The organism is Ihubacter sp. rT4E-8, assembly GCF_049852125.1.
Classification (GTDB): Bacteria; Bacillota; Clostridia; order Peptostreptococcales; family Anaerovoracaceae; genus Senimuribacter.
The window spans coordinates 2,547,210-2,564,091 of sequence record NZ_CP187532.1 but is presented as its reverse complement, the minus strand read 5'-3'; the positions used below and the strand labels follow the sequence as shown (position 1 = coordinate 2,564,091).

Sequence of the window (16,882 nt, the reverse complement as noted above, 5' to 3'; positions counted from 1 at the left end):
GTAAAATGTTACTTGCAGAAGGGTAGAAAGGAATTCGTATGAATCAAAGTAAAATATTGATCGTTGACGATGATCCCAATATCAGAGAGGTTTTGTCTGTCCTTTTAGGAAGCGAAGGCTATATAGTCAGCCAGGCTGAGGATGGAACTGCCGCGCTGGAGATCATTCACGATGACAAGGACATTGATCTGGTAATTCTGGACATTATGATGCCTGGTATGTCAGGTGTTGAAGTATGCGCCAGAATCAGAGAGAAGTCAAAGGTTCCGGTGTTGTTCCTCACGGCAAAGAGTCAAGAGCAGGACAAGGTGGACGCATATACGGAAGGCGGCGATGATTATCTGGTGAAGCCTTTTTCTCAGACGGAACTTTTGATGAAGGTTAAGTCTCAGCTGAGGAGGTACACAGAGTATCAGGGGAAAGCTGTACCGAAGGCTGTGCCGACAATTGGCGGTGTAATTTCTATTGACGCTAAAACTCGTTCGGCCATAAAGGGAGATAAGAGGATTCCACTGACGGATAAGGAGTATGATATTTTACAGTATTTCATGGAGCATCGTGGAGAGATTGTAGAGAATAAGTCGCTTTATGAGGGAGTCTGGAACGAGAAATATCTGCCGTCAGCAGGGAATACAATTATGGTGCATGTTCTCAATTTGCGGAAAAAGCTGGAGGAGGACGCTAACAATCCAAAGCTGATTAAGACCGTGTGGGGGAAGGGGTACCGGGTTGAATAAGCAATACAGACAAAGATTTGTATCCCTGAATTTGAAGATGATTTTGGCTATTATCGTGGGTTTGGCATTGGCCGCGAGTGTATATATTCTCTGCACCTGGGTTACAAATTACATCTGTGAAATCAGATATCTCAGTGACGAGGCGATTGAAAAAAATGTTGGAGAAGCGTTTGACAGCCTGCAGGAATATATTGAAAAGTATGGTGTAGAGGCAACAGATACGGAGGCTCTTAACAATTGGGCGAAACAGCAGGAGGAAACGTACATCTATATATGGGACAATTATTCCAGTATTTTTGAAAGCGGATGGTGGGGTTCTGAAGGGGAAGAAAGCATCACCAAAGAGGAACTGGATGCCGCGCAGTTTATCAACGGCATGACCAATGAAGCGCTTGGCGGACGTATGAGCAGAATCGACCAGGATTTTGAGGAGACGGTGGAACAGAGGATTATAAAATTCGCTGATAATGAATACTACACAGCTATTTCTGTTTATGGGGAGCAGAAGGTGCAGAGAACTATGGGTTATGTGTCCCTTGTTCTATGTTTTTTAACCTTTATTGTGACGCTGCTTTTATATAACGGACGATTATTAAAGCGATTAATTTTCTTGGCTTCTGAAGTAAAACGAGTTAGCGACGGCAATCTGGACCACGAGATATTCGCCCGGCGTAACGATGAGATCGGCATATTGGCTACCGGCGTAGATAATATGCGAACTTCTATTATGGAAAAACATCGTAATGAGAAAGAGGCCTGGGAGGCCAATACGCAGCTGATTACAGCGATGTCCCACGATATTAGAACACCGCTCACTTCTATGATTGGATATTTGGACATCATAGAAGGAAAGAAATATGAGAATCAGGAGCAGCTGGACAGATATGTGTCCTCCTGTCGGGAAAAGGCGTTTCAGTTGAAAGACCTTTCTGACAAATTATTTCAGTATTTTCTTGTTTTCGGTAATAAAGACAGCGACAGAAATATGGAAATGTTTGACGCCAATATCTTGTTTCAACAGTTGTTGGCAGAGCATTGCGCGGAACTGATTAACTATGGCTATATGGTAGATTTCCGCTATACCTTGCCGGATATCAACGTTGAGACGGATTTGATCAGCTTGAAGAGGCTTTTCGACAATGTTTTTTCAAATATTATGAAGTATGCGGATAAAAGCGAGGCTGTGGTGGTTGCGGCGGAGTTAAAAGAGAAGGATATCTGTTTGGAATTAGTAAATCGGATTCCTGCGGAAAGGAAGAAGGTAGAAAGTACCAGGATCGGATTAAAAACCTGTCTGAAGATTTGCAGTGATTTAGGGGGCAGCTTTTCTTATGATGAAACAGATGAGTCTTTTTGTGTTAAAATCAGTTTTCCCGGTATAGAAATATCGGAGGATGCAGAAAAGGATGGAATAGTTGCAGAGGGAGAGGAGAATAAAATATGAGGAAAAAGATAATGACAGTTTCTTTAGCCGTTCTATTGCTACTGATTTTTGCGGTCGGATGCGGCGGAGATGAAAATGCTGAGGGATTGTGCCGTAAAGCCGCGGAGGCTGCATTGGAAAAGGTAGGAGAGGATACAGAGTTAGATACTACGGTAGCCTACGGAGAGGAAACTTATGGGGATAACTTTGAACGGTTATATAATTTTTCTATGGACAAGGCGGCGGACGGCGTCATCGTATATAGCGGCAGCGGAAGCGCGGCGGACGAGATATCTTTAATCTGCGCAAAGGAAAGCGGCGACGTAGGTGAGATAAAGAAATATTTGGAGGCTCGTAGACAGCAGCGTCTTCATGACTTTCAGAGCTACATGCCGGAAGAAGCAAATAAAATAGAAAACGCCAGGGTCGTGGTTATGAAACAGTATGTCTTCCTGATCATTTCTGATCAGGCTGATGAAATAGAAATAGCAATAAAAGAAGTATTGGGTTAAAGGAGAGTTGTTTTATGGAAAAGAAACAGAAAATTGTTATTGGTGCGGTGATAGCTATGCAGGTTGCGCTGGTCATCGGCATTGTCGCTATCTGCATACAGAATCAGAACGTGGCAGAGCTGGTAAAGCAGTATACTGCTTCTAATGGAGATATCCATGAGATTTATGATGACAGTAAGGTCGTTGAGGCTTATAAAAGCGGAAATGAAGATGGATTGAGTGAAGAAGATAAGTATGTACTGAAAATGGCCAAGAAGGTCATCAAAGAAAATATTAAGGATGGCATGAGTGATTATGAAAAGGAAAAAGCTATTTATGATTGGCTGATCGATTATACGTCTTACAGTAATCAGAATTTAGCGCCAATATCATCAGGCGATCAGTATGCGCATTTGCCATATGGCGTGTTCAAATATCATCAGGCCATTTGTGTAGGCAACACGACGACAATGAAATTGTTTCTGGATATTCTGGGAATAGAAAACCAGATTATACATTCTACAGAGGAAGGTGAGCATGCGTGGAATGTAGTTAAGCTGGACGATGAGTGGTATCACTGTGATGCGACTTTTGACGGCAGCAGCAATGGTACTCCTACATATGCTTACTTTAATGTACCTGACAGCGTTAAGGATGATGGAAGTTATCCATGGGATCATGATGTGATTCCGGCGGCGGACGGTACGAAATACTGCTACATATTTAATCACGCGGGGGAAGTGAAAGACGTTTACGATCTTCCAAAGTATTTGCAGGAGCAGCTCGACGAAGGCAACAGCCAGGTGTTCTTTACCATGAAGGATACGAAGGATTTCACCGCGGCGGCGCTGAATTATATTATTTCAGCCTTTTCTATGGAAGGCAAGGACGTCTATGTTGGATCGGCGCAGATGATTGGGGGTAAAACTCTCTATAACGTTTGTCAGGAACAATATAATGACATGGAAGGCAGTTTAGATCCGGATATTCAGAAAAGGCTGCAGAAGGCAATGGATAAGCTGGGACTTACGGGGAGTGATACCGGCGGGGGCAGCGGAGAAGTTAAGGTAGAGTAAGATGGTTTTCAGCAGTACGGTTTTTTTGTTCACCTTTCTGCCTTTGGTCATGGGTTTGTATTACTTGTGTCCGGCATCCTGGAGAAATGCTTTACTTTTAGCGGCCAGCCTGTTGTTTTACGGTTGGGGTGAACCCGAATATATTATCGTTATGATGGGATCTATCGGTTTTAATTATCTTTGCGGTCTTTGGATTGAAAAACAAAATGTGAATCGCAAGCATAAGCCTGCAAGGCTTATGCTTGCTTTATGCGTTGCGGGCAATTTACTGCTTCTTGGATGGTTTAAATACGCGGCATTTTTGTCCGAAAATTTCAATACATGGCTGAAAGCAGGAATCCCGATTTTACAGGTTGCTTTGCCGATTGGTATTTCTTTCTACACCTTTCAGGCGATGAGTTATGTGATAGATGTATATAGGCGTAAGACGCGCGCGCAGAAAAATCTTCTTCGATTTGCGGTATACATCACACTATTTCCACAGCTGATCGCCGGACCGATCGTTCGCTATGTCACCATTGAAGAACAGCTGAACAATCGCAGAGTGGATGTGGAAGGAGCGGCGGAGGGAATCCGTAGGTTTATTATAGGACTGGGAAAGAAGGTTCTTCTTGCCAACCAAGCGGGAATACTGTGGGAAGAAATCAGTGCGATGGATTTGGGACAGTTACCGGCAGCTACTGCCTGGTTAGGAGCGGCGGCATTTACTTTTCAGATATATTTCGATTTTTCCGGTTATTCCGATATGGCGATTGGATTGGGCCGAATGCTGGGATTTACCTTCGATGAAAACTTTCGTTATCCTTATATGGCACGCAGTATTACAGATTTTTGGAGGCGGTGGCATATTTCTCTGTCAACCTGGTTTAAGGAGTATGTCTATATCCCCTTAGGCGGTAACCGACACGGCACAAGCCGGCAAATAATAAATATTTTGATCGTTTGGGCTTTGACCGGATTTTGGCATGGCGCCAGCTGGAATTTTCTGTGGTGGGGACTGTACTTTGCTGCGCTGTTAATTTTGGAAAAGGTTTTCTTGCAGGATCTTTTGATGCGCCTACCACTCTGGCTGCAGCATTTTTACGCGCTGCTGCTTATTGTTTTGGGCTGGGTAATCTTTGCATTAGATGACGGCGGCATGTTTATGTCTTACATCAAAGCCTTAACTGGAACGGCAGGAGGCTTTGATTCGCGGACGGGCTATCTGCTTATGACTTGGACGATTCCGCTACTCATTATGGCGTTGGGATCTACGGATCTTCCGTCAAAGGGTATCCGTCGGGGGTTTGCGGCGTTAAAGCATTATCCCGCGATTTGTCTGGCTCTGCGAAACATCTTTTATCTATTAGCGCTGATTCTATCAACAGCTTGTCTGGTCAGTGATACATATAATCCGTTTCTGTATTTCAGGTTTTAGGAGGCTGGCATGAAGAAGATTGACAATTATATCATCATTACTTTATTTGCCGGATTTTTATTGTTTTTCAGCATATGGGGTCTGGTTCAGTCTGACAGGGAGTTTTCCCCCAATGAGAACAGGGTTCTGCAGCAGCTTCCTGCATTATCCGCGTCTTCTGTTCTGACTGGAGATTATACGGAGGATTTTCAAAGGTGGCAGGATGATCAATTCCCTCTTAGAGATCGATGGATCACGCTTCGAACTGGTTTGCGTCTGGCTACCGGAGGCAGGGATTTGAACGGCGTTTATATCGGCAAGGACGGATACTTGATTGAGAAGCTGACGCCTGAGATGATGAATCGGGAGCAGTTTGAAAAGAATCTCTCTGCGATCACTGCGTTTCGTGAACGATTGCCAAAGGATATACAGATGTCTGTTATGATTGTTCCTACTACCGGGGCCATTATGAAAGATAAGCTTCCGGATAAAGCCACAGTTTTTGATGAATCGACTTTCGTTTCCAAATCTAAACAGACGCTGAAAAACTGCGGATGGATAGATTTATACGGCATCTTTGCCGATGAGGTAAAAAAGGGAGAACAGTTATATTACCGGACAGATCATCATTGGACTACGAAGGGGGCGGAACTGGCTTTCACCTCGTGGAATCCTGACGTGAAATTATCGTCGAACAGACGCGTTTTGTCAAAAGACTTTCATGGAAGCCTATTTTCTAAAGTCTTGTGGGGCAGCGCGGCTGATGTGGTAGAAGGTTATGGCCTGGGAGACAGTCGGGTTACAGCAGACGGAAAGGAGATCGGGAGTGTATATCAGGATCAATTTTTGGACAAGAAGGACAAGTATGCTGTATTTTTGGGCGGTAACTATGGACGAACGGAAATTGAGGCGGGAAAAAGCCGGAGGCGGAATCTTTTGATCGTGAAGGATTCTTTTGCCAATTGTTTCGCGCCGTATGCGATGGAGGCTTATGATCGGGTGTGTCTGGTGGATTTAAGATACTTTAGCGGTAATTTGGACGCGTATATAGAGGAAAATCAGATTACGGATGTGTTGGTGCTGTACAGCATGAAGAACTTAATAAACGATAAAAATTTAGTGGTATTAAAAAATGAGGGGAGCATCCTGTCGTAGGATGTTCCTTTTTAATTCTAAAATATAAATAAATATAAATAATTAAACTTATTTAAAAATCAAAAGGTGTTGATTTAATACAAAATTTATGATAATATTAAAATTAATAAATATAAAAATAAAGATCTAGGGCAAATTGACCTAGATAATATTGTTCAATATTTTACATATTATAATTGTATAATGACAATTTTATTTGATTTATCAATTTAAGGAGCATGTATTTAAATAGTTGATCATATCTAATTTTTTATAACAGTAGGAGGTATAAATATGAAGATTTTTATTGGCAGTTCAGAAGATGCGAAGAATATTGCAAGATTTGTAAGAACATGTTTGGAAAATTTAGAGATGGATTTGGAAGTTGTTTGTTGGTGGGAGGCTTTTCGGACAAGCCACTATACGTTGGAAGAATTATTGAGACAGGCTGAAGAATGTGATGGTGGAGTGTTTATTCTGAGTGCCGATGATAAGATTCATTTAGAAAGAGATGAAGGGAAAGAGTCGACATATGTACCGCGAGATAACGTTCTTGTGGAAGCAGGAATTTTTTACGGTAAATTAGGACAGAATGGAACTGTACTTTATCGCGTAGGAAATGTAAAGCGAATATCAGACTTTGATGGAGTTACTAGAATCGATCATGATGAGAGAAAAAAAGGAAGCATCGAAGACAAACTTCGGGATTGGGTTGAAGGCTTAGGTGAAAAGTGCAGAGCCAGTCGAGGTCAGTTGTTAGAAAAGAATGTATTATTAAAATCAAGGAAGTATATACATGAAAATTTTACTTCCGAACAACGACTACATATAAAAGATGGAAAATATAAATATATTAGCAATATAAGAGTTATGAATTTTGCTGGAAATTTGATGATTAATCCAGAAGAAGCGGCTGATCTTAGGCATCGAGAAATAAGCGGAACTTTATCATATAATCTTATGAAGATTTTAGAAGAAACAGAGGCTGGATTTGATTTAATATTGACTGCACCTACAGAAGCAAATTTCTTCGATCTTACAACTAAGATTGCCAATCAAAGAATGGGAAATTCGGCAGGTACAGTTTATAGTGCCTGGAGCAGGATATTCCAAAACTTGAAGGAGGATTCGATCTATAAAAAGGCTTATATAGGAAAAACTAAAAGATTCTTTGTTTGGGCAATTAAAATTGGAATACCATTTGCTATATTTAATGTAGAGTTTTTAGGTGAGTATGACAAAAAGTATAGTCATGTGAAGATCGATCTTTATTCTGCGAAAATAAGAAATGAGGATGAAAGAAGAAGTTTCATCATTTGGAAAGCTGAAGATGAGGAAAATTATGATTTCTTTGTCAGAAATTTTGATGAGATTAAGAACGATACATCGTTGTGTTTTGCACCGACATTACAGGAATTAGAGCAATGGGATAAGGAATGGAAGGATAAAATATAAAAAGGGGCTATGCTATATGAAATATATATCAGCATCCGATTTAGAGGCTTTTTTAAAAACAAATGACAGAGTGTATTTGTGCGGAAATTTAGAAAAAAAACAGGAGATGGACTGGATAAGTACAGATGGTGTGGAAATAGGTATCAGTCATTATAAACACTTCAAGGCTGACATTCCACATTATCATATGAGTAATATAGAATATAACTTTATCTTGTCGGGCGAAAGCAAAATATTCCTCATTGAAGAAGAAAAGGAATTTCATTTTAAAGAAAATACATTATTTGTAATTCCGCCAAATACGAAATATGCTTCAAAACATCAAAAAGATACTAAGATCATGTTTATTAAAGTTCCCGGAGGTAATGATAAGATAGTAATCGGTGATATAGGGGCGCAATTGACAAATTGGCTTAGCAGATGGTAGTACGATTTGATCCTACGCGGCTATGATACTTTATGCGTAAAAAGGGACTTCCTTTTTTGATATATGCGCTATAGTTTTGTGTTCAAATTAAAGTGTATCGAATCATATCGGCAAGGAGTCTGGCCAGAGACTCCAGCGCAAAACAAAATGGATGCTCCCCGGTAAAGTACCAGAAAGCAGGGTACATATCTTTTTTTGGTCGTCCCTTTCCACGTTATTGTTGTGGTTTAAAATACGGTTTATCAAAGTTGATTACTACAAAAAAGTTAGGGTACTCGGCTCGAACCGCCTGTGTAAAGGCGCGATGGATTTCTTTGTTTGATAGCTCGCAGCCCGGCTCTACCACAACATCGAAGATGACGTTGGTATGCGTAGGTCCAGATACCAGACGCAGATCGTGAACGTGATAAACGCCAGAGAGCGTTGTAGTAGTCTGCTCGGTGATGCTGCGCAGCTTTTGGATTAACGGATCGTGTATTTTGATCGGATCTAAGTGAGCTGTGATTTCAATTCCTAAATGCTTAGCAATATCCATTTCAATATTATCTACTAGATCATGACTTTCCATCAGATCACCGTCTGCATCTACTTCAATGTGAATAGAAGCAAAGATTTTGCCTGGGCCATAGTTATGTACTACTAGATCATGAATGCCCAGAACTCCGTCAGGTTCTAAAGCCATATGACTGATTTGTTTTACTAAAGCAGGATCAGGGGCTTCGCCTAACAGAGGGCTCATGGTTTCACGAACCAGGCAGATGCCAGACCAAATGATGAAAAGGGCAACCAACACACCCATGTATCCATCAATCTGCAGGTCGAAAAAGTGTCCGATCAGGATGCTGATCAGAACTACAGAGGTAGCGATTACATCGTTACGGCTGTCTGCTCCGGTAGCGGCCAGGGTCAGAGAATCGATTTTCTTGCCAACAAAGATGTTAAACCGGGATTGCCATATCTTTACTACAATAGCCAAAGCGAGAATACCGCAGACTGCCCAGCTGAATTCCAGCGGCGATGGGTGTAAAATCTTATCAACGGAAGATTTTAAAAGTTCACCGCCTACTACAATAATCAGAATGGAAACAATCATTCCTGTGATGTATTCGTATCTGGCATGACCGTACGGATGATCTTCATCTTCAGGTAAGGAAGCTAATTTAAATCCTACTAAGGTAATCAAAGAAGAAGATGCGTCAGCAAGATTGTTGATACCGTCTGCTATGATGGCGATGCTGCCTGCGATAATACCCGTTAAGATTTTAGCGGCGCATAGCAGTACATTGGAAAGAATACCTACAATGCCGGCAAACTTGCCGTAGCTTTGCCGAACTTTGGTGTCCGTTACCTTATCATGGTTTTTGACAAAAGTTTTGCAGAGAAATTCGTTCATGGGTTACTGTTTGGCTTCTGCCATGGCTGCCTCCACCGCCTTTACCAACTGATCCGGGCAGGAGGTGCTTTTGAACCCACAGCGAATACCGGACAATTTTTCCTTTAGTTCTTCGTAAGTCATACCGCTGACTAAGATGCTTAAGCCTTGTAAATTACCGCTGCAGCCGCCGTGAAATACGGCATTCTTTACAACGTTGCCTTCTACTTCTACATCGATGAATGCAGAACAGGTGCCGCTGGTTTTGTATCTGTATACCATTTTTTGACTCCTTTCTCATACGATATTTGAACTCGTATAAAAACCAGTATAACATAAAATATGGATGAGATAAACTGATTTTTATTGAATTTTACCTTGACGCGGTGTATAATGTCTTATCAGTATTTTGGAGAGATTAAACGATATATATGGGAGGATTACATGGGAAATAGAGAAATTCCAAGAATTAGCGGTACACTACGAGCGAAAAGTCTTCAGATTCCTGAGGTGATCTGGCAAGCTAAAGGAATTGTTGTTATGGGGCGGCGTATGAAATCCGTTTTATTTTCCACAGATATAGCAATTATTAGGAACTGCAATGCGGACGCTGTTTTAGCAGTATATCCGTTTACTCCGCAGCAGATCATTTCGCAGACGATTATCAGTGCGTCATCTATCCCGGTGTTAGTTGGAGTGGGAGGCGGTACAACAAAGGGATTCCGAGCTGCTCTCATGGCAAAGGATGCTGAGGCACAGGGAGCTTTTGGCGTAGTCGTTAATTCTCCTATGAGTAATGAAAATATTATTTTGATTAAGAAAGTCATCGATATTCCGGTAATAGCTACCGTGGTGACAGATAATGAAGACATTGACGCCAGAATCAAGGCTGGTGTTTCCATTCTCAATGTATCAGCTGCCGCACGTACGCCGCAGGTGGTAAAGCATATTCGAGCAGACTTTCCGAAAGTTCCAATTATCGCTACCGGCGGTCCTACGGACGAATCTATTATGGAAACGATTCAGGCGGGCGCGAATACAATTAGCTATACCCCACCGTCAACAGCCGAGATCTTTGGAGGGATGATGGAATCCTATCGGCAGGCGGCTGAAGAAGTAGGAAGTCCTACAGAGGACGATCCGAGAATGCTTAGTATGCTAGAATTACTTTAAGGAAAATTTGTCAATGAAGGATTTAATTCTCTACACAGTAATGATCGTGCTCGGATATCTGTTCGGCAATAAAATCTGCAAAGCTTCAAAGCTGAATATTTGGGCGTCTCGTGTACAGACGACGGCTATTGTCATACTTTTATATACTATGGGAACCCGCATGGGAGCAAATCCTGAAGTAACAGGAAATTTACGCAGCATTGGGTTGATTTCAGCAGGCATGACATTGATTATTATGCTTTTTTCCGCGGGGTTTGCCAGTGTTGCAAGAAGATGCATCGGTCTTGATCGAAAGGCGCGGATGAAAGAAACTGTTGCAGAGGATCGGGAGATGATTTCGCCGTCCCCTGACGAGGAGGTTTCATCTGGCAGTCAAAAGAAAATGGCGGTAATAATTATCCTGTCGGTTACACTTGGAATGCTGAGCGGGTACTTTTTAGTTCCGAAGGTTTTTTCTGCAAATCTTGTGGTATTCAATAATCTTGCCAGCGACCTGGTAAATTTAGGACTATTTCTGTTGCTGTTTATCATTGGATATAATATGGGCAGAGAAGGTACGGTGCTTGCAAATGTCAGGAAAGTAGGACCAAGAATTTTAATTTTTCCATTTTTCATTATAGCGGGCGCGGCATTTGCAGCAGTTATCTGCTGTTTTATGCTTGAAATAACAATGCAGGAGGCTTTGGCAATTTCTGCTGGATTTGGCTGGTATTCTTTGGCGCCTAATATTATTTTGGAGGCAGGTCTTGCAAAGTGTGGTGCGATTTCTTTTATGCACTGTATTATGCGAGAATATTTTTCGCTGCTGCTAGTACCAATTGTTGCGAAAAAGGTAGGATATATGGAGGCTATTGGTCTTTGCGGCGCTACAGCAATGGGTGTGTGTCTTCCTATTGTTGAAAGATCGACACGTAGCGATGTGACGGTGTACTCATTCATTTGCGGACTAGTACATACTGCTTCTGTTCCGATTCTTCTCCCGCTGATTGTAGGCTGAAGCAAATTGTTGTTTTTTCGCAGGCCTTAACTTTTTAAAAAAAGTTGTTGACAAGTATGTTGTCGGGTGGTATCATAATACATGTGCTCGCTAGAGTACAGAAAAAAATTTAATTATGTGCACCATTAGCTCAGCTGGTAGAGCACCTGACTCTTAATCAGGGTGTCCAGGGTTCGAGCCCCTGATGGTGTACCAATAGCGAAAAAGTGATGTCCTATGGATATCACTTTTTTCGTATATATAGACTGGTTTTAAGGTTTTCGAGTAAAAAGGCGGAAACCTTAAAGAATATTTATGACAGTTTTAGGGTTTTCGAGTAAAAAGGCAGAAACCTTAAAGAATACTTATGACGGATTTAAGGTTTTCGAGTAAAAAGGCAGAAACCTTAAAAAATGCCTATGACGGATTTAGGGTTTTGAGGCAAAAGCTCTAATTCCCTTAAATTGGAGTTTATTAAACTAGTCAGCTGACAAACTTTATGATATGATTATCGAAGAATGAAGACAGGAGAGGAAGACATTATGATTTATTTTAATAATGCAGACATAACTTTGCAGAAACCCGAGACCGTTCGTATGGGCAAAACCGCTTCGCTTGATGATGCGAAAGAATTAACCGCGCGTCTTTTTGCCGTCAAGAATCCAGAATGTATTCATTTTGTTCGTGGAGAGGATCAAGCGATGGAACTGGCTTTGCGGACTTTGATCCAACCGGATGATCATGTGATAGCCACACCGATGGAGCAGGACACTACCTGTACGGTACTTGACAGGCTGAAGGATAATGGAACGAAAGTATCTTTTGCTGAAGTAAACTCATATGGTTCGTTAGATATGGACAGCTTGGAGGCTTTGATTCAACCGTCAACAAAGGCTATTATCTGTGCTCATGGATGTGGTGTTACAGGAAATGTTATTGACCTGGAACAGGTTTGTGCCATGGCAAGAAGGTATGGCTTACTGGTGATCTCCGACGGAAATCAAACCGTTGGGGCGATGGAGATCAATTTGGAAGAATTGGGTGTAGATGTGTATTGTTTTTGTGCCCACAGAAAACTAATGGGACCGCACGGCTTCGGAGTTTTTTACGCAAAAGAGGAAGTCTGGAAACAGATTTTTCAAAGTGCGTCCCGTGATTCTGAATTGACGCTGGGGCTAGATGTGTTAAGCTCGGAGGAATCAGGAGCTTACTGCGCCGCCTTGGAATTCGTACTGGAAAAAGGCATTTATGGAATTTCTGTCTATCCTCACCGTCTTGCAAAACGTTTTTTTGAAGCTGTAAAGTCTATGAACGATGTGACAGTTTATGGCGATTTTGGCAACAGCCGCCGTATACCGATTATTTCTGTTGCAGTTAAGGGATTTACGCCGCAGCAGATAAAGAAGCGATTGGTCTCTGATTATGGCATTGTTGTGAAATCAGGTCTTTGCGGCGGTGCAAAGATGCATCAGGCATTGGGCACAGAAAAAGAAGGATTGGTGCGTTTCAGCTTCGGATATTTCAATACGAGAAAGGAAGTTGGACAGACCGTATTAGCTTTGATGGAGCTGACAGAGAATATAGACTACTATTTATTATAGAAAGACATTACTGTTTATTTATAGCAGTCCCATACTTCGCAGCAGGAATAACCAACCAGTCAGGGTAAAAGCGCTGAAAAAGGTGGTCAACATGACCGTGCTGCTGGTCAGCGTGCCATCGTGTCCCATATTTTTTGCCATAATGTAGCAGCTGACTGTAGTTGGAGAACCGCACATGACAAGAGCAGCCGTTAGCTTTTCTCCAGTAAAACCCAGGGCCACAGCGATCGGAAGAAAGATGCATCCAAGACCGATCAGCTTTATAAAAGCGCCTAAGCCAGCAGTTTTGATACCAGCCAGCGCTTTTTTGATGTCAAAGGTAGCGCCCAGCGCCATAAGACCTAAAGGTGTAGCGACACGAGCAATGCTTTCTAAGGTTCTGTCAGCGATGGATGGCAGGGGGAACTGCAACAGAGCCCAGAGCAGACCCGCAAGCACACCGATTAGAATAGGATTCATGATGACGCTTTTTGCTGTGGAAATCAATTGCTTTCGATTCAGCGGTTCTCTTTCAGGTTTAAAGAGAGCCAGGACGATAACCGCAAAGATATTGTAAAGCGGCACAGAGCCGATGATCATCAGAGGCGTCATGCCAGCGCTGCCGTAAAGGTTTTGCACCAGAGCGATACCCATGATGGCGGCGCTGCTGCGGTATGCTACCTGTATAAATTCACCTTGCTGCGATTTGTCTCGGAGCAGGAAGGAAACGATAATTGCCAGACCAATAGAAAACAGAGTGGCAAGAAAACAAAAAACCACGTATTTCATATCCCAGACGGTATAAAAATCCTCTTGGCAAAGATCATAGAATACCAGGACTGGCAGGGCGACTTTAAATACAAAAGCATTTAGTTTTCTGACAAAGACCTCGTCGAAAATATGTAATTTCATAAAAGCCATTCCCAGAATCATCAGAAGAAAAACCGGGATTGTCGCGTTAAGGCAAAAAAGCAGATTGTCCAGCATGACGCTATCCTTTCTAAAAAAATCAATTGATCAAAAGTTCTTATCCATTGTAGTTCATAAAAGCGAAAAAGTAAATGGATGAAATATTTTTCGCGCAGGATTTACCAATTATATTTCTGGTAGCAGTGCACACACTATATTTGCGAGGAGGGATGAAAAATGGATAAGAAAAACAATCAGAAAAACCAGAACAAGAATAAGCAGAACAACAGCCAGAAGAACAATCAGAAGGACTGTGACCACGCTAAGAACTGGGACAAATCCGAAAAGAATCAGTACTAAATTAGTATTTGTTTTAACACGGAAAGGGAAAGAGCTGACAACGGGAGCCGGAATCGGCTCTTTTTCTTTTGGAAAATCACAAAAATCAGCCATTTGGATTTGCCAAGAGGCTAGATTTATTGTATAATGTAATGAAATGCAGTTAGGAGGAAACACGGATGAATATGTTCGGTAAACTGGGCGGATTTATGATGAATCATCAGGATCAAATTGAATTTGTGTTCGCTGTTATTGCGATCGCGCTGGGTGTTTTTCTTATCGGACGAGCTGTTCGTGCCAATCGAAAAAAACGAGAGCTTCTTTCGCAGATAAACGAAACGGTGACGCAGATAAACACGGCTGTCAATAATATTAACGACAAGCAAAACAGCGTAGTGTATATAGATAACAGAGCCTGCGACGAAACAAGACTTCGAGATGGTGAAAATACAGAACAGAAACAGCAGGATATACTTATCAAAGCGTCTCTGTCTGAGGCGGCGGATCAAACGAAGGCTTCGGCCGGAGATACTTCGACTGATCAGACAAAGGCGGAATGCCGGGAGAACTTAGAGAAAGAGGCTGAACAACAGCAGGTTGCGGCTGTGAGAAAATATTTTAGCAGGGATTGCGCAGTGTCTAAGACCGGAAAATCCTATACTTTTGAAGAATTAAGCGGTCAGATCAGGGAATAGATTCAGGCAGGAGGCAGTTATGTATTGTAAAAATTGCGGTAAATTATTGGGAGAAGGAGATAAATTCTGCAGTGGCTGTGGCTCAAAAGTCACTGACGAATTTATACCGGCTTTTAGAAAAGAGGAAACGGCAGACCTACCTAAGGCAGCTATGCCGCAGGCGGAAGAACGTCCAAAGAGAAAATTTCATATAGAAGACTTCAATTGGGATCTAGATGGCTATCCGACTGCACAGAAGAAGACGGAGGCTGTAGATTTCAATTGGTCGTCAGTATTAGAAGAAAAGAAGCAGGATCGTTATGTTAATGTGCGCACACCAGAGGAAGAATCAAATTCCGAGACAGAGGATAACGGCAGCGAGACAGCTTTAGAAGAAGAAATTTTTTCTGATATGGGCGCGTTGTCTCAGGAGAATCAAGTGGATAACGATGAGCCAACCAGAATTTTGGCCAGAGAGAATAGGACGGAGTTCTATACGTATAATAAGAAAAATGAAGCGCTTCAGGCTATGCTGGATCGTGAATATGAGAAGCTTCAGAATGGTGAGGAAGTAGAGGAGGATATATCTTCCGACATAATGAAGGATGGGCGCAGTCCGGAAGAGGTTATGGCTGATCTGCTGGAAACAAAGGAACAGCCAGAGGAAGCTGCTGCGCAGGAGGCCGGTGTAGAGCCGGACCGTCCCCCCTGTAAAGAAGAAAAAGTGGCCTTGGAGCTTGTGGCGGTAACATGGGCGAGCACGCCAAAAGGTGTCATTGCAGAAATGCCTGCGAGGGAAAAAGAGGAAATAACAAATCTTGTGAAGCTTGACGGAGAGGAAACCGCCGCAGTGGAAGAAGTTTCTGTATCAGATGCGAAGGCAGAAGATGTGAAGGAACCGGAGAAAAGAGATAATTGTCCCCCCAGAGACGATCGTGAAGAAGATCCGGAAGAACATAAGCTTACCTTTGATGACGTGTTTGGCGATGATGATGATTCTGATGAGAGCCATAAAAAAGGAAAAGCGCTCAAAATAATAGCTGTAATTTTGTGCATTTTGGTCGCTGCTGAATTGGTCATGATCGGCATTCAGTATTTTGCACCGGATTCTGCGGCAGCCAAAAAGATCAATCAGGCGTATGGCGCGGTTATGGAGCTTTTTAGCGATAAGAAGGATAAAGAGCCGGAACCCGAGCCGCAGAGTATGACGAAAAATGGAAAGCTTGCTGCGTTGATTGAAGAACAGAAGGAAAAGGGAACAAATATCGCTGCTGTAGAGGAAGATCAGGATTTGATCTTTCAGGACGGGGAGGACTACGGGTTCGGCGATTTTGGAAATGCTTATACCTTTGACGATCGGCCTTGGTATACAGACGAGGGCAAGACAGTTACCTATGGGCAGGAGCTGGTAGGAACACTGATCCAGTACTATTCTTTATGGATAGATAAGATAAATGGAAAAAATAAGCAGGTTCTGAAGCTTATTGATGAAACAACGCCGTTCTATGAGGAAGTAGAGCAGTTGAAAGCTGATAAGGATTTACAGTATGGTATAAACCGACTGGCCATTGGAGAGATTCGAGTTGGAAACGTCGGCTTTTATGTGAGGACTTCTGTAACCATTGTGGACAGCAAAAAAACAGAGCGGCAGGAAGAACACATCGTATATTTAGAACCGGACGAGAAGGTCATGAAGATTGTGATCGTCAAAAAAGTTTAG

At 42.3% G+C, this 16,882-nt stretch carries 17 protein-coding genes and 1 tRNA gene; 15 read left to right on the top strand and 3 right to left on the bottom strand.

All coding sequences use genetic code 11. The features are described 5' to 3' along the window. Nucleotides 1-38 precede the first annotated feature (38 nt). From ACPW7J_RS12630 to ACPW7J_RS12595, 8 genes are all read left to right on the top strand, one after another. Complete coding sequence (locus tag ACPW7J_RS12630; RefSeq protein ID WP_161875146.1) at nucleotides 39-737, top strand: response regulator transcription factor; 699 nt, start codon at nucleotides 39-41, stop codon at nucleotides 735-737. Continuing rightward, on the top strand, nucleotides 730-2,181 hold the full coding sequence (locus tag ACPW7J_RS12625) for a HAMP domain-containing sensor histidine kinase (RefSeq protein WP_424960206.1): 1,452 nt from the start codon (nucleotides 730-732) through the stop codon (nucleotides 2,179-2,181). The genes ACPW7J_RS12630 and ACPW7J_RS12625 overlap by 8 nt, the downstream gene beginning before the upstream one ends. Beyond that, nucleotides 2,178-2,672 carry a DUF4358 domain-containing protein gene (locus ACPW7J_RS12620; RefSeq protein ID WP_424960205.1) on the top strand — a complete coding sequence of 165 codons (495 nt, stop codon included), beginning with the start codon at nucleotides 2,178-2,180 and terminating at the stop codon, nucleotides 2,670-2,672. The genes ACPW7J_RS12625 and ACPW7J_RS12620 overlap by 4 nt, the downstream gene beginning before the upstream one ends. Nucleotides 2,673-2,686: 14 nt before the next feature. Continuing rightward, nucleotides 2,687-3,727, top strand: a complete 1,041-nt coding sequence (locus tag ACPW7J_RS12615) for a transglutaminase domain-containing protein (protein ID WP_424960204.1) — start codon at nucleotides 2,687-2,689, stop codon at nucleotides 3,725-3,727. Between the two features lies 1 nt (nucleotide 3,728). Beyond that, nucleotides 3,729-5,144: an MBOAT family O-acyltransferase gene (locus ACPW7J_RS12610; protein WP_424960203.1), complete on the top strand. Its 1,416-nt coding sequence runs from the start codon at nucleotides 3,729-3,731 to the stop codon at nucleotides 5,142-5,144. Between the two features lie 9 nt (nucleotides 5,145-5,153). Next, nucleotides 5,154-6,278 carry a DHHW family protein gene (locus ACPW7J_RS12605; RefSeq protein WP_424960202.1) on the top strand — a complete coding sequence of 375 codons (1,125 nt, stop codon included), beginning with the start codon at nucleotides 5,154-5,156 and terminating at the stop codon, nucleotides 6,276-6,278. A gap of 273 nt (nucleotides 6,279-6,551) precedes the next feature. Further along, nucleotides 6,552-7,712, top strand: coding sequence for a TIR domain-containing protein (locus ACPW7J_RS12600; RefSeq protein ID WP_424960201.1), 1,161 nt, complete (start codon nucleotides 6,552-6,554; stop codon nucleotides 7,710-7,712). Between the two features lie 16 nt (nucleotides 7,713-7,728). Further along, nucleotides 7,729-8,139 (top strand): hypothetical protein, encoded by a 411-nt coding sequence (locus tag ACPW7J_RS12595; RefSeq protein ID WP_424960200.1) that lies wholly within the window; start codon nucleotides 7,729-7,731, stop codon nucleotides 8,137-8,139. Nucleotides 8,140-8,353: 214 nt separating this feature from the next. Here the strand turns inward: ACPW7J_RS12595 and ACPW7J_RS12590 are convergent, their stop codons facing one another. Both ACPW7J_RS12590 and ACPW7J_RS12585 read right to left on the bottom strand, forming a co-directional pair. After that, nucleotides 8,354-9,532: a cation diffusion facilitator family transporter gene (locus ACPW7J_RS12590; protein ID WP_424960199.1), complete on the bottom strand. Its 1,179-nt coding sequence runs from the start codon at nucleotides 9,530-9,532 to the stop codon at nucleotides 8,354-8,356. Between the two features lie 3 nt (nucleotides 9,533-9,535). After that, complete coding sequence (locus ACPW7J_RS12585) at nucleotides 9,536-9,793, bottom strand: TIGR03905 family TSCPD domain-containing protein (RefSeq protein ID WP_161875155.1); 258 nt, start codon at nucleotides 9,791-9,793, stop codon at nucleotides 9,536-9,538. A 162-nt stretch (nucleotides 9,794-9,955) separates the two neighbouring features. Between ACPW7J_RS12585 and ACPW7J_RS12580 the strand changes: the two genes are divergently transcribed. The 4 genes from ACPW7J_RS12580 (at nucleotide 9,956) to ACPW7J_RS12565 (ending at nucleotide 13,261) form a co-directional block, all read left to right on the top strand. Continuing rightward, nucleotides 9,956-10,684, top strand: a complete 729-nt coding sequence (locus ACPW7J_RS12580; protein WP_424960198.1) for a hydrolase — start codon at nucleotides 9,956-9,958, stop codon at nucleotides 10,682-10,684. A gap of 13 nt (nucleotides 10,685-10,697) precedes the next feature. Next, complete coding sequence (locus ACPW7J_RS12575) at nucleotides 10,698-11,681, top strand: lysine exporter LysO family protein (RefSeq protein WP_424960197.1); 984 nt, start codon at nucleotides 10,698-10,700, stop codon at nucleotides 11,679-11,681. A 119-nt stretch (nucleotides 11,682-11,800) separates the two neighbouring features. Continuing rightward, nucleotides 11,801-11,876, top strand: a tRNA-Lys gene (locus ACPW7J_RS12570). Between the two features lie 326 nt (nucleotides 11,877-12,202). Next, nucleotides 12,203-13,261 (top strand): aminotransferase class V-fold PLP-dependent enzyme, encoded by a 1,059-nt coding sequence (locus ACPW7J_RS12565; RefSeq protein ID WP_424960161.1) that lies wholly within the window; start codon nucleotides 12,203-12,205, stop codon nucleotides 13,259-13,261. A gap of 18 nt (nucleotides 13,262-13,279) precedes the next feature. On the opposite strand, the gene ACPW7J_RS12560 is transcribed toward ACPW7J_RS12565, so the two are convergent. Further along, a complete protein-coding gene (locus tag ACPW7J_RS12560; protein WP_424960160.1) occupies nucleotides 13,280-14,227 on the bottom strand; it encodes an AEC family transporter in 948 nt (315 codons plus the stop codon). A 159-nt stretch (nucleotides 14,228-14,386) separates the two neighbouring features. On the opposite strand from ACPW7J_RS12560, the gene ACPW7J_RS12555 reads away from it, so the two are divergent. From ACPW7J_RS12555 to ACPW7J_RS12545, 3 genes are all read left to right on the top strand, one after another. Further along, nucleotides 14,387-14,509 carry a hypothetical protein gene (locus ACPW7J_RS12555; RefSeq protein ID WP_424960159.1) on the top strand — a complete coding sequence of 41 codons (123 nt, stop codon included), beginning with the start codon at nucleotides 14,387-14,389 and terminating at the stop codon, nucleotides 14,507-14,509. 158 nt (nucleotides 14,510-14,667) lie between these two features. Continuing rightward, nucleotides 14,668-15,183 carry a hypothetical protein gene (locus ACPW7J_RS12550; RefSeq protein ID WP_161875159.1) on the top strand — a complete coding sequence of 172 codons (516 nt, stop codon included), beginning with the start codon at nucleotides 14,668-14,670 and terminating at the stop codon, nucleotides 15,181-15,183. 19 nt (nucleotides 15,184-15,202) lie between these two features. Further along, nucleotides 15,203-16,882, top strand: a complete 1,680-nt coding sequence (locus tag ACPW7J_RS12545; protein WP_424960158.1) for a zinc-ribbon domain-containing protein — start codon at nucleotides 15,203-15,205, stop codon at nucleotides 16,880-16,882.

Coding starts and splice junctions, on each gene's coding strand:
- ACPW7J_RS12600 (WP_424960201.1), top strand. CDS start 6,552: ATGAAGATTTTTATTGGCAGTTCAGAAGATGCGAAGAATATTGCAAGA.
- ACPW7J_RS12620 (WP_424960205.1), top strand. CDS start 2,178: ATGAGGAAAAAGATAATGACAGTTTCTTTAGCCGTTCTATTGCTACTG.
- ACPW7J_RS12615 (WP_424960204.1), top strand. CDS start 2,687: ATGGAAAAGAAACAGAAAATTGTTATTGGTGCGGTGATAGCTATGCAG.
- ACPW7J_RS12565 (WP_424960161.1), top strand. CDS start 12,203: ATGATTTATTTTAATAATGCAGACATAACTTTGCAGAAACCCGAGACC.
- ACPW7J_RS12610 (WP_424960203.1), top strand. CDS start 3,729: ATGGTTTTCAGCAGTACGGTTTTTTTGTTCACCTTTCTGCCTTTGGTC.
- ACPW7J_RS12580 (WP_424960198.1), top strand. CDS start 9,956: ATGGGAAATAGAGAAATTCCAAGAATTAGCGGTACACTACGAGCGAAA.
- ACPW7J_RS12555 (WP_424960159.1), top strand. CDS start 14,387: ATGGATAAGAAAAACAATCAGAAAAACCAGAACAAGAATAAGCAGAAC.
- ACPW7J_RS12630 (WP_161875146.1), top strand. CDS start 39: ATGAATCAAAGTAAAATATTGATCGTTGACGATGATCCCAATATCAGA.
- ACPW7J_RS12550 (WP_161875159.1), top strand. CDS start 14,668: ATGAATATGTTCGGTAAACTGGGCGGATTTATGATGAATCATCAGGAT.
- ACPW7J_RS12575 (WP_424960197.1), top strand. CDS start 10,698: ATGAAGGATTTAATTCTCTACACAGTAATGATCGTGCTCGGATATCTG.
- ACPW7J_RS12605 (WP_424960202.1), top strand. CDS start 5,154: ATGAAGAAGATTGACAATTATATCATCATTACTTTATTTGCCGGATTT.
- ACPW7J_RS12585 (WP_161875155.1), bottom strand. CDS start 9,793: ATGGTATACAGATACAAAACCAGCGGCACCTGTTCTGCATTCATCGAT.
- ACPW7J_RS12560 (WP_424960160.1), bottom strand. CDS start 14,227: ATGCTGGACAATCTGCTTTTTTGCCTTAACGCGACAATCCCGGTTTTT.
- ACPW7J_RS12595 (WP_424960200.1), top strand. CDS start 7,729: ATGAAATATATATCAGCATCCGATTTAGAGGCTTTTTTAAAAACAAAT.
- ACPW7J_RS12545 (WP_424960158.1), top strand. CDS start 15,203: ATGTATTGTAAAAATTGCGGTAAATTATTGGGAGAAGGAGATAAATTC.
- ACPW7J_RS12590 (WP_424960199.1), bottom strand. CDS start 9,532: ATGAACGAATTTCTCTGCAAAACTTTTGTCAAAAACCATGATAAGGTA.